The organism is Microbacterium sp. 22242 (assembly GCF_052045495.1).
Lineage (GTDB): Bacteria > Actinomycetota > Actinomycetes > Actinomycetales > Microbacteriaceae > Microbacterium.
Genome location: NZ_JBQEOZ010000004.1, coordinates 205,610 through 219,729, shown reverse-complemented (window position 1 = coordinate 219,729; position 14,120 = coordinate 205,610). Strand labels below are relative to the sequence as shown.

Here is a 14,120-nt window from a genome sequence, read left to right as displayed (position 1 = left end):
GTCGTGCGGCTCACAAAGCTGACATAACTCTCGCTGATGACCGATCAACCCATCCCCGGCTCGCCCCATTGTCCGCCGCCTCGCGGAGGCGGACACGGCACATCCGCCGGAGTCGCGCCGACCTCTGCACGGATCGCCACGCCGCCGCTCGGCGGCGTGTCGATGGTGAAGACGATTCCCTCCAGCGCACCGCGGTGCGGCAACTCTCCAAAACCGGTCTCGGTCCCCTCGTGCGCGGGATCCGGCGCCTGCGTGCGATTGGGGATCAGTCCCGGTGTCGGATTCTCGACCATCCAAGTCATGGCGTCAGAGAGCGACAGGTCCGGAATCGTCCAGTAGCGCTCTTCCGCGACCGTCGCCGGGCACGGCCACCCCGTGTATGACTGGAATGCGATAGGCGCACGATCGACCTGGACAGCGCCAGCCGGCACGGAAGCAGTGGCGAGCCACTGGTCCGCCCGCTTCTCCGCGTCGGCCGTTCCCGGGCTGACCGCGGGCGTCGTAGACGCCGGCGGAGAAGGTTCGGGCACGACAGACGGCGCCGCACCCCCGCCGACGCTCCCCGCGCATCCCGTGAGCGCCCCGAACATGACAACTGCCACGGTCGCGGCTGCTCCTCTGACACCTCGCATGATCGCGAGCCTAGTGGTCAACGGCTACCAGCCCGCTGGCGCGCCGCCTCGTAGAGCATCAGCGTCGCCGCGTTCGAGGCGTTCAGAGAGCTCGCGGATCCGCTCATCGGCACGCGCACCATCACGTCTGCAGCGTCGCGCCACCCACGCGCGAGCCCGGTCGTCTCATTGCCGATCAGCACGAGCGACGGCTTCGTGAAGTCGTGGTCCCACACGTCCACGTCACCGTGCTCGTCCGTCGCGACCAGCGTGAGCGGCGTGCCCTGCGCGTGGACATCGCGCACCCAGTCGACCACGATCCCCGGCGACGCAGCACGCACGACAGGCGTGGCGAAGAGGGATCCGGTCGACGCGCGCACCGACTTCGGGTCGTAGGGATCCGCCGCGTGCCCGGAGACGATCAGGCCGTGCCCGCCGAGCGCATCCATCGAGCGCAGGATCGAACCGATGTTGCCGGGCTGGGTGGGCCGGTCGAAGACCATGCCGAGGAAGTCCTGCGGGACCGCGATCCGAGACAGATCGTCAGGCGGCATCTCGACGACCGCGATGACCTCGGTGGCGCCCTCCTCCTTCTCCGCGAGCTCGGCGAGCAGCGCAGGGCTCATCGCGATCGTCTCGTGCGCCTCCGTGACGACGTCGCGGGCCCAGGGCGTGAGCGATCGCTGCGCGTCGTAGATCGCCGTGAGCACGGGCCAGCCGTGCTCGATGGCCTGCGAGATCGGCCGCACGCCCTGAACGATGAAACGATGCTCCCGGGTGCGGTGGGTGCGGTTGCGGGTCAGCGCCTCGAGCAGTTGGAACCGCGAATTGCGCGTAGAGATCTTCAGATCGGCCATCCTGGACAGCCTCTCACGCGCCGACGTAGGCGGCGAGGTGCTCCCCCGTCACGGTCGACTTCGCAGCGACGAGATCGGCCGGCGTGCCCTCGAAGACGATGCGCCCGCCGTCGTGTCCCGCGCCCGGACCGACGTCGATGATCCAGTCCGCATGCGCCATGACCGCCTGGTGGTGCTCGATGACGATCACAGACCTGCCAGAGTCGACGAGCCGGTCGAGCAGGCCGAGCAGGTTCTGCACGTCGGCGAGGTGCAGGCCGGTGGTCGGCTCGTCCAGCACGTAGATCGCCGCGCCGTCCGCCATCTGCGTGGCCAGCTTGATCCGCTGACGCTCGCCGGCCGACAGCGTCGACAGCGGCTGGCCGAGCGACAGGTATCCGAGACCCACGTCTTCGAGTCGGCCGAGGATCGCGGCGGCGGCCGGGATCCTCGCCTCTCCCCCGCCGAAGAACTCGCGCGCCTGGGCCACGGGCATGTCGAGCACCTCGGTGATGTCGAGCCCCGCGAGCTTGTAGTCCAGGACGGCCGCCTGGAAGCGCTTTCCGCCGCAGTCCTCACAGGGACTCTCCACGGTGTCCATGAAGCCGAGTTCGGTGACGATCACGCCCGATCCCTTGCAGGTCGGGCAGGCGCCCTCGGAGTTCGCGCTGAACAGTGCGGGCTTCACGCCGTTCGCCTTCGCGAACGCCTTGCGGATCGGCTCCAGCATTCCCGTGTAGGTGGCGGGGTTGCTGCGCCGGGATCCCCTGATCGCGGTCTGGTCGATCGAGACGACACCTTCCTGCTTCGTCACGGACCCGTGGATCAGCGAGCTCTTGCCGGATCCGGCGACTCCGGTGACGACCGTGAGCACGCCGAGCGGCACATCGACGTCGACGTCGTGCAGGTTGTTGGTGGTCGCGCCGCGCACCTCGATCGCTCCCGTCCGTTCGCGGACGGCGGGCTTGAGGGAGGCACGGTCGTCGAGATGGCGCCCGGTCAGGGTGTCGCTGGCGCGCAGCCCCTCCACGGTTCCCTCGAAGCAGATCACTCCCCCGGCGCTGCCGGCACCGGGCCCCAGGTCGACCACGTGGTCGGCGATCGCGATGGTCTCGGGCTTGTGCTCGACCACCAGCACCGTGTTGCCCTTGTCGCGCAGCTGCTCGAGAAGCCGGTTCATGCGCTGGATGTCGTGCGGGTGCAGGCCGATCGTCGGCTCGTCGAACACGTACGTGACGTCAGTGAGCGAGGATCCGAGGTGGCGGAGCATCTTGATCCGCTGCGCCTCTCCCCCGGACAGCGTGCCCGACGGTCGCTCCAGCGAGAGGTAGCCGAGCCCGAGCGTCACGAACGCCTCGAGGTTGGCGCGCAGGGCGTTCAGCAGCGGCCCCGCGCCCGGCAGGTCCCGGTCGCGGACCCAGGCCGCGAGATCCGTCACCTGCATCCGGCAGGCGTCCGCGATGCTGATCCCGTCGATCTTCGACGAGCGCGCGCCCTCGGTGAGCCGGGTTCCGTCGCACTCCGGGCAGACCGCGAACGTCGCGACCCGCTCGACGAAGGCGCGGATGTGCGGCTGCAGCGCGTCGACGTCCTTCGACAGCATGGACTTGGTGATCTTCGGGATCAGCCCCTCATAGGTGATGTTGATCCCGTTGATCCTGACCTTGGTGACCTCGCCGTACAGGAAGAGCTGCCGCTGCTTGTCGGTGAACGCTGAGACCGGCTTGTCCGCCGGATAGAAGCCGGACTCGGCGAACTGACGCACCATCCAGCCGTCCGGTGTGTAGCCGGGCACCATGATCGCGCCGTCGTTGAGCGACTTCGTCTCGTCGACGACCTGCGCGAGATCCAGATCCGACACCGCTCCCCTGCCCTCGCAGCGCGGGCACATGCCGCCGAGGTAGATCGCGTCCTTGACGATCTTCTTCTCTCCCCCGGGACCGGTCATCACGCCGCTGGCGCGCTGCGTCGGGATGTTGAAGGAGAACGCGGTCGGACCGCCGATGTACGGCGTGCCGAGCTTCGAGAACAGGATCCGCAGCATCGCGTTCGCGTCGGTCACCGTGCCCACCGTGGAGCGCGGGTTGGCGCCGAGCCGCTCCTGGTCGACGATGATCGCGGTCGTGAGCCCCTCGAGCACGTCGACGTCCGGGCGCGGAATCGACGGCATGAAGCCCTGCAGGAACGCGCTGTACGTCTCGTCGATCATCCGCCGGGACTCCGCGGCGATCGTGTCGAAGACGAGCGAGCTCTTGCCGGATCCGGACACGCCTGTGAACACCGTCAACCGGCGCTTCGGCAGCTCGATCGACACGTCCTTCAGGTTGTTCTCTCGGGCGCCCTGCACGCGGATCGCGTCATGGGTGTCGGCGACATGCGGCTCGGTCATCGGCAGGTGCTCCGTATCGTGCGGTCGGGGCCATCGGAAGGCGCGGGCGGGTGCGGTCACAGACTAGCGGTGCCCNCCGCTGCGCGCCCTCAGGCGACCTGCTGCAGACGGATCATGTTGCCCGCCGGGTCCCGGAACGCGCAGTCGCGGATCCCGTACGGCTGGTCGATCGGCTCCTGCACGACGTCCGCTCCGCGGGACTCCAGCTCGGCGAACGCGGCGTCCACGTTCGCCGTCGCGAGCACGATCCCGCCGTAGCTGCCCTTCGCCATCAGCTCGAAGATCGTGCGCCGCTCGTCTTCGGAGATGCCCGGGTCCACCGCGGGCGGGGTGAGCACGACGGCCGTGTCGGGCTGGTTCGCCGGCCCGACGGTGAGCCAGCGCATCTGCTGGTAGCCGACGTCCTTCCTGAGCTCCCAGCCGAGCACGTCCCGGTAGAAGCGGAGCGACTCCTCGGCGTCGGTGTGCGGAAGGAAGCTGGCGTTGATCGTGATGTCCATGCCGCTCACGCTACGCGCGGGGCTCGTCCGAGGCTTCTCGATTCCTGATCGGTCTGGTGGCCTGTTTCTCGATCCAGGACGGGATCCCCGGTCCGAGGCCCGGATCCGCGCGATAGCGGCTCGGCGAGACTCCGACCAGCTCGGAGAAGCGGGTGCTGAACGTGCCGAGCGACTGGAACCCGACCGCGAAGCACGCCTCGGTGACCGACACATCGCCGCGGCGCAGCAGCGCCATCGCCCGCTCGATGCGCCGGGTCATCAGATACGAGTACGGCGGCTCGCCGTAGACGAGCTTGAACTGACGGCTGAGATGCCCCGCCGACATGTGCACGCCCGCCGCGAGGGCCTCGACGTCGAGCGGCCGCGCGTACTCCCTGTCGATGCGATCGCGCACCGTCCGCAGGGCCGCGAGGTCGCGGAGGCGATCGGCGTCGGAGGCGGACGGCGTCATCCTCCGATCCTCGCACGTCGTACGCCACGCGGATCGTGCGCTCCCGCTGTTCCAGGGCCGGCGGTACGCTGAGGGCAAATCTCTCATAGGGATCTCTCAGAAAGGGTCCGCCTCATGTCTGAAGCAGTTGCCGGAGCGAGCAGCCTCGTGAAGTCGCTTCGCGTGTTCCTCGCCGTGTCCGGGGTCATCGCCCTCATCGCGGGGCTGGTCATGCTGATCTGGCCGGTCAAGACCGCGTTCGTCCTCACCGGGATCGTCGCCGCGTATCTGATCGTCGCCGGTGTCGTGTACGTCGGGCTCGGCATCTTCGGGGCCGGAAAGTCGGGCTGGGCCCGTCTCGGCCACATCCTCCTCGGTGTCCTCTACCTCGTCGCGGGCATCATCGCCTTCGCGAACAGCCAGGCCGCCACGGTCGCGTTCGCCCTCGTCACGGTGATCTTCATCGGCGTCAGCTGGATCCTCGACGGCGTCGTCTCCCTGTCCCTGATGGGTCACGACGGATCCAGGACCTGGACGCTGCTGTACGCGCTGCTCAGCATCGTCGCCGGCATCGCCGTGATCAGCCTCGGGCTCGCAGCCGTCGCGTTCTTCTGGCTGTTCCTCGCGATCTCCCTCATCGTCCTCGGGGTCGTGCAGATCGTGCGCGCGATCACCATCGCCAGGGACGCCAAGGCCGTCGCGGGCGCCTTCAACGCCTGACCCGCACAGAAGAAGGGTCCGGACGCGACGCGTCCGGACCCTTCTTCCGTTGCTGCTACTCGGCCTCGAACCCGCTCACGTCGCCGATGAGGCGGGTGTGGTCCGCAGGGATCGGCTCGATGGCCGCGAGAGCGACCTCTGCGGCGAACTCGGACACGTTGTAGAGACGGCCGGCCGACTCGCGGCGCTGCGAGATCGCTCCCGGGTTGGCGCGCTCGAGCAGGGTCGCGGTGATGGTGCCTTCGATCATGTCGCCCGAGACGACGACGAACTCGACACCACGCGCCTCGATCGCCGGGATCAGCTCGCGCAGCGCGTCCTCGCCGGCGCGCTTGGAGAGCGCGACCGGCTCGTATTCCGGCATGGTCGGCGTGGTGCGGATGAAGTGCGCCTGGTGGCTCGTGACGAACACGATGCGTCCGCCTTCGCGCAGCAGCGGCAGAGCGGTCTGCAGCACGTTCACCTGGGCGTCGCGGTTGAGGCGCAGCGCGTAGTCCTCACCCATGTTCGATTCCATGCCGCCCGAGGCGTTCAGTACGAGGATGTCGAGCCCGCCGAACTCGGCCCGCACAGCCTCGATCATCTCGGCGACGGAGGCGGGATCCGTTAGGTCGGCGCCGACCACGAGTGCGCGGCGCCCGAGCTCGCGCACCTCCGCGGCGAGCTTCTCCGCGCGCGGAGCCTTGTTCCGGAAGTTGATCACCACGTCGGCGCCCGCCTGCGCGAAGTAGCGGATCGTGTCGGCGCCGATGCCGCGGGAGGATCCGGTGACCAGGGCGACCTTGCCGGTCAGCTGGCCGCTGCCAGCTGACTGACCGGCACCGGGCGATGCGGCGGGAAGAGGCTGGGACACGATGGGCTCCTCGGGAGGGTGCGCGCAGGCGCGGGGAAGGGACCCGATCACCCTATCAACCCGCGTGTTTCCGCGGTGCGTGACTCCTCGGGCGGCTCTCAGTCGCGTGATAGGTTGACGGGAAGAGGGGGCGCGATGGACACGTTCATGCAAGTGTTCACGGACTGGGCGTGGATCGGCTGGCTCGTGCTCATGGTGCTGTTCTTCGTGATCGAAATCTTCACGCTCGATCTGACCTTCCTCATGCTCGGGCTCGGCTCGGCCGTCGGCCTGCTCTCGGTCCTGACCGGCTGGCCGGTGTGGGCGCAGGCCATCATCGCCGCCGTCGCCGCGGCGCTGTTCATCTTCGTCCTGCGTCCTCCGCTGCTGCGTCGTCTGCATCGCGGCGAAGACGACACCAGGTCGAACGTGGCGGCGCTGATCGGGCTGCACGGCGTCGTGCTGTTCGAGGTGACCTCGATCAGCGGTCAGGTCAAGCTCAGCAACGGCGAGACCTGGACTGCCCGGCTCGCGTCGAACGCCCCCGTCCTCTCGCCCCTCTCCCCCGGCGCGCCCATCCGCGTCGTCCGGATCGAGGGCGCCACCGCATACGTCCAATCCGTCCACGACTAGGAAAACAGGAGCAGCCCTTCATGGACAGCGCATCCTTCATCCCCGCCGCCATCGGGTGGATCCTCGCGATCGCCGTCATCATCTTCGTGCTGGTGACTCTCGCGCGCTCGATCAGGATCATCCCGCAGGCGACCGCCGGCGTCGTCGAACGCCTCGGGCGCTATCACAAGACGCTCATGCCGGGCCTGAACCTGCTGGTGCCGTTCGTCGACCGGCTGCGGCCGCTGATCGACATGCGCGAGCAGGTGGTCTCCTTCCCGCCGCAGCCGGTGATCACCGAAGACAACCTCGTGGTGTCGATCGACACGGTCGTCTACTTCCAGGTGACCGACGCCCGCGCCGCGACGTACGAGATCGCGAACTACCTCGGCGCCGTCGAGCAGCTCACGACGACCACGCTGCGCAACGTGGTCGGCGGGCTGAACCTCGAGGAGGCGCTGACCAGCCGGGACAACATCAACGGCCAGCTGCGCATCGTGCTCGACGAGGCGACCGGCAAGTGGGGCATCCGCGTCGGCCGCGTCGAGCTGAAGGCCATCGACCCGCCCGTGTCCATCCAGGACTCGATGGAGAAGCAGATGCGTGCGGAGCGCGATCGCCGCGCGGCGATCCTCACCGCAGAGGGCACCAAGCAGTCGCAGATCCTCGAGGCGGAGGGTCAGCGTCAGGCGGACATCCTCCGCGCCGAGGGCGAGAAGCAGGCGGCGGTGCTGCGCGCCGAGGGCGAGGCGGAGGCGATCCAGAACGTCTTCAACGCCATCCACCAGGGCCAGCCGGACGACAAGCTGCTCGCCTACCAGTACCTGCAGATGCTGCCGAAGATCAGCGAAAGCGCGTCGAGCAAGCTGTGGATCATCCCGAGCGAGTTCACCGAGGCGCTGAAGAACTTCGGCGGCGCGTTCACCCCGGGCTCCGGCGGCTCCACGCCGTTCACGCCGAAGGCCCCGGTCGCTCCGCCCGCGCCGACGACGCGCGCCGCCGCTGCGGCGGCCGCCGCTCCCGCCGCGCCTCCGGCCGCCGCCGGCGACGCGTGACGCACCCGTACTTCCAGGGCGCCTCGTCGCCGCGAGTCCTCGCTCACCGCGGTTTGCTGACCGCGGCGGGTGAGGACTCCGTCGTGTTCGACAACTCCGCCCTTGCGCTGGCCGCCGCGGATGCCGCGGGCGCGGAGTACGTCGAGACCGACTGCCGCGCGACGGCGGACGGCGATGCGGTGCTGTTCCACGACGAGACCCTGCAGCGGCTGTTCGGGGATCCGCGCAAGGTGGCCGACGTCTCCACGCAGGAGCTCGCCGAGCTGTTCGCCGCGCACGGCGGACTGCTGACCCTCGCGGAGGCGCTGGACGCGTTCCCCGAGCTGCGCTTCAACGTCGACGTCAAGGCTCGGGACGCGGCTGCAAGCGTCGGCCGCGCCGTCGCCGCACACGGCCGGCGGGTGCTGCTCACGAGCTTCCGCGACCGCAACCGCCGTGCGGCCCTCGCCGCGGCGCGAGCCGCGGGAGCCGAGACGCTGCCGGCCTCCTCGGGCGGGCGGCGCAGCATCGCCCTGCTGCTGGTCGCGTCGAGGCTGCGCCTCTCCGGCTGGGCACGCCGGATCCTGCGCGGGCTGGACGCGGTGCAGATCCCGGAGCGCTTCGGGATGCTCAGGGTGTTCACGCCTGGCCTGATCCGCGCGGCGCACTCCGCGGGCGCCGAGGTGCATGTGTGGACGATCAACGATCCGGTCCGGATGCGCGAACTGGTCGACGCCGGCGCCGACGGCATCGTGACGGACCGCGCCGACCTCGCGATCAGCACCCTGCGGCGGCCCTGACCGGCACGGCGGCCCGGTGGCCCGGCGGCCGCGAAAGCCCTGAGCATCGACTGTGAAAGCCTTCATGGTTTGCTCCCCTCGCACCTTCTGCACAGCCCGGACCGGTATACCTGAGGGCGACGAGAGGACCACACAATGGCAGATCGCAGCCTTCGAGGAATCCGACTCGGCGCCCAGAGCCTTCAGAGCGAAGAGGGCGTCGTGTTCATGGAACGGCAGCAGACCGCGTACACCTGCGACACCTGCGGCCATGTGACCACGCTGATGTTCGCCGCGGACGCCGAGCCGCCGGCCACCTGGGAGTGCCGCTCCTGCGGCGCCGAGGCCCGGTTGCAGGTCGACGGCAAGTCGGTCGAGATCGAGGAGAACAGCGACAAGACGGCACGCACGCACTGGGACATGCTCCTGGAGCGCCGGAGCCGTGCCGAGCTGGAGGAGCTCCTGGAGGAGCGCCTCGCCTTCATCCGCGCCCGCCGTGGCGCCGGTGAGGACCCGACCCGCGAGCGGATCGGCGCCTAGACCCCGGATCCGCGTCGTCGCGACCGGCCGAGCAGACCGGCCGCGACGACCGCGAGCAGGCCGCCCCACAGCAGGACCTGTTCGATCCACGGCCCCACGACCACACCCGCCGTCGCCCCGGTGCGCAGCTCGACGTCCTCGAGAAGCGCACCGGGGCGATTCTCGTGCAGCGCGGCCTGGGTCGAACCGTCCGGGCGGATCACCTGGCTGGTGCCGACGGTGGAGATGTTGACGACCGCGCGCCCGGTCTCCACCGCGCGCATCCGCGCGATCGCGAGCTGCTGCAGGTTCTCCACCGTGCCGCGGAAATCGGCGTTGTTCGTCTGGAAGACCAGCACCTGTGCGCCGCCGTGGATGCCCTCCGCGATGAGCTCGTCGTAGATCACGTCGAAGCAGATCGCGAGCCCCACCGGGGTCTTGCCGACGCGGATCACGGGGGCGTCCGAGCCCGGGGTGTACCCGCGGCCGATCAGTCCGATGAGATCCGGCGCGAGCGCGTAGAAGAAGTCGCGATCGGGCACGTACTCGCCGAACGGCACCGGGTGCCGCTTGGAGTGCGTCGGCACGTCGGAGCGTGCCAGGGAGGCGTGCGGCCGATCGGGCCACAGGAACGACGTGTTGAAGAACTGCTCGCCCTTCTGCGTGGCGGCGTTGGCGAGGAGCGGTGCGTGCACTCCGGCCGCGACCTCGTCGAGCCCGTTCGCGAGCACGTCGTACTGGAACGGATCGCCGTCGAGGCCTCCTTCGGGCCAGACCAGCAGATCCATCCGCCTGCCGTACAAGGGCTCCGACGCGGCGGTCTGCGCGTGCAGCACCGCCAGATCCTCGCGCTTGTCGAAGTAGCCGGTCGGCCCGTTCCCCTGCACCGCCCCGATCCGCATCGTGCCGTTCGCGGTGGTCGGGAAAGCGGGAAGGAGCACGAGCAGCGCCACCAGCACGACGGGGCCGAGGATGGCGAGGGCCCGCGGCCGCCGCCGGCCGCGCACCGCCTCCCGCGTGAGTTCCAGCACGAGCGCGACGAGCAGCACCATCAGGAACCCGAGCCCGCTGATCCCGACCCAGCTGGTCACCCGCGCCGCCGCCGTGTCCGACAGCGTGAGCGCGATGCGCGCCCACGGGAACCCGCCGTACGGCCAGTTCCCGAGGAACAGCTCCCGGCCGATCCAGAGCGCCGCCAGCACCACCGCTGTCACGACGGCCCGTGCGGCACCCGGGCGGATCAGGGCGGGGATCCACCGGTACGCGAGCGTCACCGGGATCAGCGCCACGGCCGTCAACGCCCCCTCGAGCAGCCCGAGCGCCAGCCACGGCACGGGCCCGAGATACCTCGCCGTCCACGACACCAGGATCAGATAGAACACGGCGCCGTACGCGAACCCGACCAGGAGCGCCGCCCACGTCCGGCGCCCGACCAGCGAGAGCAGAAGCAGGCCGACCGCGGGGAACGAGGCGATCCACAGCGACACGGCCGGAAACGCGAGCGTCTGCAGGCCGGCCGCGACGGCCGCGACGACCACGGCGGCCCAGAGCGGCAGCAGCGGGCGGACGGCCGCGACCGCCGGCGCTTCGAGGCGCGCGGTGGTGCGGCTGGTCATCACTGGTCCGGCCACGTCACATCGAGGAGTACGCGACGATGCCGCGGCGCACGCCGTCGAGCGCGACGCGGGCCGTGCGCGCGGTCTCCGCGTCGAGCGCGACGATGGACAGCTGATCCAGCAGGTCGATGGTCTGCTTGGCCCAGCGCACGAAGTCACCCGCGGCCATGTCCGCATCCTCCAGCACGGCGTCGAGGGAGGAGCCGCGCGCCCAGGCGTGCATCGCGCCGGCGAGGCCTGCAGACGGGCGCTCCGAGCCGGGCAGCCGGTTGTCGTGCTCGAGGTCGTCGAGCTCGGCCCACAGTTCCTGCGTGCGCTCCCAGGCGATGCGGAACCGGCCCCGCGGCAGATCGCGCGGATCCACGGATCCTTCGTCCCGGCGCGGCTCGAACACGAGCGCGCACGCCATCGCCGCGAGGGAGGGGCCGTCCAGGCCGTCCCACAGGCCCCGGCGCAGCGACTCGACCACGAGCAGGTCCCGCTCGCCGTAGATGCGCTGCATCGTGCGACCCGCGTCGGTGAGGGAGAGCTCCGCCCCCTCGCCCTGGACGTAGCCGACCTCGGCGAGCACGTCGAGCACGCGGTCGAACACGCGGGCGACCGTGCCGGTGCGGTTCTCGATCTGGCGGCGGGTGCGGTCGGTCTCGCGCTTGAGCTTCCAGTACCGCTCCGCCCACCGCGCGTGCGTCTCCCGGTCGGGGCAGCGATGGCAGGCATGGCGCTGCATGGCCCGGCGCAGGCCTTCGATCTTCTGCAGCCGCTTGTCGCGCACCGCCCGCGGTGCCTGCTGATCGGCGCGGTTCTTCTTCTCCAGGTCGCTGAGCTCGCGGCGGATGCCGGAGTACTCCGTGAAGTCGCCGCGGTCGCAGGTCATCGAGGCGAGGTAGCCCTCGAGGGACGTCTCGGCCTCGCGCACGCTGCGGGCGAGCCCCACCACGGCCCGGTCCGCCTGGAACTGCGCGAACGAGGACTCCAGGATCTCCCGGGAGCGATTGCGCCCGAAGCGGTCCAGCAGGTTCACGGCCATGTTGTACGTCGGCCGGAAGCTCGAGTTCAGCGGGTAGGTGCGCCGGGACGCGAGCGCCGCGACGGCCTGCGGGTCCATTCCCTCGGTCCACTGCACCACGGCGTGGCCCTCGACGTCGATGCCGCGGCGGCCGGCGCGCCCGGTGAGCTGGGTGTACTCCCCCGAAGTGATCGCGACCCTGGCCTCGCCGTTGAACTTCTCCATGCGCTCGAGGACGACGGTGCGCGCGGGCATGTTGATGCCGAGGGCGAGCGTCTCGGTCGCGAACACGACCTTGAGCAGCCGCAGCCGGAAGAGCTCCTCGACGACCTCCTTGAACGCCGGAAGCAGGCCGGCGTGGTGCGCCGCGACGCCGCGCTCGAGGTTGTCGAGCCATTCCCAGTAGCCGAGCACCGCGAGGTCCTCGTCGCGGAGGGTGCGCACCCGGTCCTCCACGATCGCGCGGATCTCCCGCCGCTCCTCGACCGTGGTCAGCCGCAGGCCGGAGCGGCGCACCTGCGTCACCGCGGAGTCGCAGCCGACGCGGCTGAAGATGAAGAAGATCGCGGGCAGCAGATTCGCCCGCTCGAGCAGATCGACGACCTGCGGCCGGTCCAGCCGCTCGATCCGCCGCACGTTCGCCGAGCGGACGGGACGCTTGCCGCCACGGTGCGGGCGCTTCGCCTGAGCTCCGGCGTGCCGCCCGCTGACGTACTGCTGGGCGCTGCGGTTGCGCTCGTAGTTGGCTCCGCCGAAGGACCGGATCCGGAGCAGCTCCTGATTCACCTGTGCGGTCGCGATCCCGGCGCGGTCATCGAACAGCGGGAGCAGATCGTCGCGGACGAGGACGTGCTGCTCGAGCGGCACGGGCCGGGTCTCCGAGACGATCACCTCGGTCCCGCCGCGGACGGTGTCCAGCCAGTCGCCGAACTCCTCGGCGTTCGAGACCGTCGCGCTCAGCGAGACCAGGCGCACGCTCTGCGGCAGGTGGATGATGACTTCCTCCCACACCGCGCCGCGGAACCGGTCGGCGAGGTAGTGCACCTCGTCCATGATCACGAAGCGCAGGCCGTCCAGCGCCCGGGATCCGGCGTAGATCATGTTGCGCAGCACCTCGGTGGTCATCACCACGATGCGCGCGGAACCGTTGATGTTCACGTCGCCGGTGAGCAGACCCACCTGGTCGGCTCCGTAGACCTCGACCAGCTCGCGGAACTTCTGGTTCGACAGGGCCTTCATCGGCGTCGTGTAGAACGCCTTGTCGCCCGGCGTGCTCATCGCCAGGTGGATCGCGAACTCTCCCACGATCGTCTTCCCGGCGCCCGTGGGCGCGGCGACGAGCACGCTGTTCCCCCGCTCCAGCGCGTGGCACCCCTCGATCTGGAACGGATCGAGCTGAAAGCGCTGCATGGCCGCGAAGGCGGCGGTCGCGGGATGTTCCTGTGCGGCGCGGGCGGCGGCGTAACGGTCCGCCGGGGACGTCATACCGCGGGCTCCTCGAGGAAAGCCTGTTGACGCTTGTGCTTGCGCCGGTCGAAGAGCATGGAGAGCAGTGCCGCCGCGAAGAACAGCACGATCAGGATCCCGGCGAGCATCAGCATGCTCACGATGTCAGCGGCCGGCGTCGCGAGGGCTGCGAACAGGCAGGCGATCAGGATCGCGATGCGCCACGCCTTCAGGATCGCCTTGCCGGACATGATGCCCGCGAAGTTCAGCGCCACGAGGAACACCGGGATGATGAACGAGATGCCGATCACGAGCATCAGCTTGAAGACGAAGTCGTAGTAGTCCTGCGCGTTGTAGAAGTTCACGCCGCTCGTGGGAGTGAAGCTCCACATCAGCTCGACGATGTGCGGCATCACCAGCACTCCGACATAGCAGCCGGCGAAGAACAGCGGCACCGCGGCCGCGACGAAGCCGACCGTGTACCGGATCTCCTTCTTCGTGAGACCTGGCATGATGAACGCCCAGATCTGCCACAGCCAGATCGGCGCGGAGAAGAAGATGCCGATCGAGAACGCGATCCGCATCCGCATGTCGAACGCCGCCGTCACCGTGCCGAAGTTCAACGCCGCGTGGCCGCGTGCCTTCGCCACCTCGACGATGGGCTGCGTGACGAACGCGATGATCGGATCGGTGACGAGGAAGGCGACGATCATGCCGAGGAGGAGCGCACCCGCGGCGATGACGAGCCGCTTCCTCAACTCGATGAGATGCCCCGCCAGGGGCATGGTGC

General features: G+C 69.6%; 13 protein-coding genes. 5 read left to right on the top strand and 8 right to left on the bottom strand.

Features of this window, described 5'->3' with window-relative positions; translation table 11 throughout:
- Nucleotides 1-649: 649 nt before the first annotated feature.
- From ACTJJZ_RS06005 to ACTJJZ_RS05990, 4 genes are all read right to left on the bottom strand, one after another.
- Complete coding sequence (locus ACTJJZ_RS06005; RefSeq protein WP_440720269.1) at nucleotides 650-1,468, bottom strand: TrmH family RNA methyltransferase; 819 nt, start codon at nucleotides 1,466-1,468, stop codon at nucleotides 650-652.
- Between the two features lie 13 nt (nucleotides 1,469-1,481).
- Nucleotides 1,482-3,836, bottom strand: a complete 2,355-nt coding sequence (locus tag ACTJJZ_RS06000; protein WP_440720268.1) for an ATP-binding cassette domain-containing protein — start codon at nucleotides 3,834-3,836, stop codon at nucleotides 1,482-1,484.
- Between the two features lie 89 nt (nucleotides 3,837-3,925).
- On the bottom strand, nucleotides 3,926-4,336 hold the full coding sequence (locus ACTJJZ_RS05995; RefSeq protein WP_440720267.1) for a VOC family protein: 411 nt from the start codon (nucleotides 4,334-4,336) through the stop codon (nucleotides 3,926-3,928).
- Nucleotides 4,337-4,346: 10 nt separating this feature from the next.
- On the bottom strand, nucleotides 4,347-4,787 hold the full coding sequence (locus ACTJJZ_RS05990) for a helix-turn-helix transcriptional regulator (RefSeq protein WP_440720266.1): 441 nt from the start codon (nucleotides 4,785-4,787) through the stop codon (nucleotides 4,347-4,349).
- A gap of 114 nt (nucleotides 4,788-4,901) precedes the next feature.
- On the opposite strand from ACTJJZ_RS05990, the gene ACTJJZ_RS05985 reads away from it, so the two are divergent.
- Complete coding sequence (locus ACTJJZ_RS05985) at nucleotides 4,902-5,486, top strand: HdeD family acid-resistance protein (RefSeq protein ID WP_440720265.1); 585 nt, start codon at nucleotides 4,902-4,904, stop codon at nucleotides 5,484-5,486.
- A gap of 55 nt (nucleotides 5,487-5,541) precedes the next feature.
- Here the strand turns inward: ACTJJZ_RS05985 and ACTJJZ_RS05980 are convergent, their stop codons facing one another.
- Nucleotides 5,542-6,339: an SDR family oxidoreductase gene (locus ACTJJZ_RS05980; RefSeq protein WP_440720264.1), complete on the bottom strand. Its 798-nt coding sequence runs from the start codon at nucleotides 6,337-6,339 to the stop codon at nucleotides 5,542-5,544.
- Between the two features lie 135 nt (nucleotides 6,340-6,474).
- Between ACTJJZ_RS05980 and ACTJJZ_RS05975 the strand changes: the two genes are divergently transcribed.
- The 4 genes from ACTJJZ_RS05975 to ACTJJZ_RS05960 all read left to right on the top strand — a co-directional run bounded on the left by ACTJJZ_RS05975 (nucleotide 6,475) and on the right by ACTJJZ_RS05960 (nucleotide 9,283).
- Nucleotides 6,475-6,951, top strand: a complete 477-nt coding sequence (locus ACTJJZ_RS05975; RefSeq protein WP_440720263.1) for an NfeD family protein — start codon at nucleotides 6,475-6,477, stop codon at nucleotides 6,949-6,951.
- 20 nt (nucleotides 6,952-6,971) lie between these two features.
- Nucleotides 6,972-7,985, top strand: a complete 1,014-nt coding sequence (locus ACTJJZ_RS05970) for an SPFH domain-containing protein (protein WP_440720262.1) — start codon at nucleotides 6,972-6,974, stop codon at nucleotides 7,983-7,985.
- A complete protein-coding gene (locus tag ACTJJZ_RS05965) occupies nucleotides 7,982-8,764 on the top strand; it encodes a glycerophosphodiester phosphodiesterase family protein (protein WP_440720261.1) in 783 nt (260 codons plus the stop codon). The genes ACTJJZ_RS05970 and ACTJJZ_RS05965 overlap by 4 nt, the downstream gene beginning before the upstream one ends.
- A 135-nt stretch (nucleotides 8,765-8,899) precedes the next feature.
- Nucleotides 8,900-9,283 carry an RNA polymerase-binding protein RbpA gene (locus ACTJJZ_RS05960; protein ID WP_440720260.1) on the top strand — a complete coding sequence of 128 codons (384 nt, stop codon included), beginning with the start codon at nucleotides 8,900-8,902 and terminating at the stop codon, nucleotides 9,281-9,283.
- Here the strand turns inward: ACTJJZ_RS05960 and lnt are convergent.
- The 3 genes from lnt to tatC are packed head-to-tail and all read right to left on the bottom strand — an operon-like array spanning nucleotide 9,280 to nucleotide 14,115.
- Entirely contained in the window at nucleotides 9,280-10,878 is a 1,599-nt protein-coding gene (gene lnt, locus ACTJJZ_RS05955; protein ID WP_440720259.1) for an apolipoprotein N-acyltransferase, read from the bottom strand. The two genes, ACTJJZ_RS05960 and lnt, sit on opposite strands and share 4 nt — an antisense overlap.
- A 16-nt stretch (nucleotides 10,879-10,894) precedes the next feature.
- Nucleotides 10,895-13,369: a DEAD/DEAH box helicase gene (locus ACTJJZ_RS05950; RefSeq protein ID WP_440720258.1), complete on the bottom strand. Its 2,475-nt coding sequence runs from the start codon at nucleotides 13,367-13,369 to the stop codon at nucleotides 10,895-10,897.
- On the bottom strand, nucleotides 13,366-14,115 hold the full coding sequence (gene tatC, locus ACTJJZ_RS05945; protein ID WP_440720388.1) for a twin-arginine translocase subunit TatC: 750 nt from the start codon (nucleotides 14,113-14,115) through the stop codon (nucleotides 13,366-13,368). Before tatC ends, ACTJJZ_RS05950 begins: the two co-directional genes overlap by 4 nt.
- Between the last annotated feature and the right edge of the window lie 5 nt (nucleotides 14,116-14,120).

What these genes read in the sequence shown, in the direction of transcription:
- ACTJJZ_RS06005 (WP_440720269.1), bottom strand. Translation starts at nt 1,468, where the DNA reads ATGGCCGATCTGAAGATCTCTACGCGCAATTCGCGGTTCCAACTGCTC.
- ACTJJZ_RS06000 (WP_440720268.1), bottom strand. Translation starts at nt 3,836, where the DNA reads ATGACCGAGCCGCATGTCGCCGACACCCATGACGCGATCCGCGTGCAG.
- ACTJJZ_RS05995 (WP_440720267.1), bottom strand. Translation starts at nt 4,336, where the DNA reads ATGGACATCACGATCAACGCCAGCTTCCTTCCGCACACCGACGCCGAG.
- ACTJJZ_RS05990 (WP_440720266.1), bottom strand. Translation starts at nt 4,787, where the DNA reads ATGACGCCGTCCGCCTCCGACGCCGATCGCCTCCGCGACCTCGCGGCC.
- ACTJJZ_RS05985 (WP_440720265.1), top strand. Translation starts at nt 4,902, where the DNA reads ATGTCTGAAGCAGTTGCCGGAGCGAGCAGCCTCGTGAAGTCGCTTCGC.
- ACTJJZ_RS05975 (WP_440720263.1), top strand. Translation starts at nt 6,475, where the DNA reads ATGGACACGTTCATGCAAGTGTTCACGGACTGGGCGTGGATCGGCTGG.
- ACTJJZ_RS05970 (WP_440720262.1), top strand. Translation starts at nt 6,972, where the DNA reads ATGGACAGCGCATCCTTCATCCCCGCCGCCATCGGGTGGATCCTCGCG.
- ACTJJZ_RS05960 (WP_440720260.1), top strand. Translation starts at nt 8,900, where the DNA reads ATGGCAGATCGCAGCCTTCGAGGAATCCGACTCGGCGCCCAGAGCCTT.
- lnt (WP_440720259.1), bottom strand. Translation starts at nt 10,878, where the DNA reads ATGACCAGCCGCACCACCGCGCGCCTCGAAGCGCCGGCGGTCGCGGCC.
- ACTJJZ_RS05950 (WP_440720258.1), bottom strand. Translation starts at nt 13,369, where the DNA reads ATGACGTCCCCGGCGGACCGTTACGCCGCCGCCCGCGCCGCACAGGAA.
- tatC (WP_440720388.1), bottom strand. Translation starts at nt 14,115, where the DNA reads ATGCCCCTGGCGGGGCATCTCATCGAGTTGAGGAAGCGGCTCGTCATC.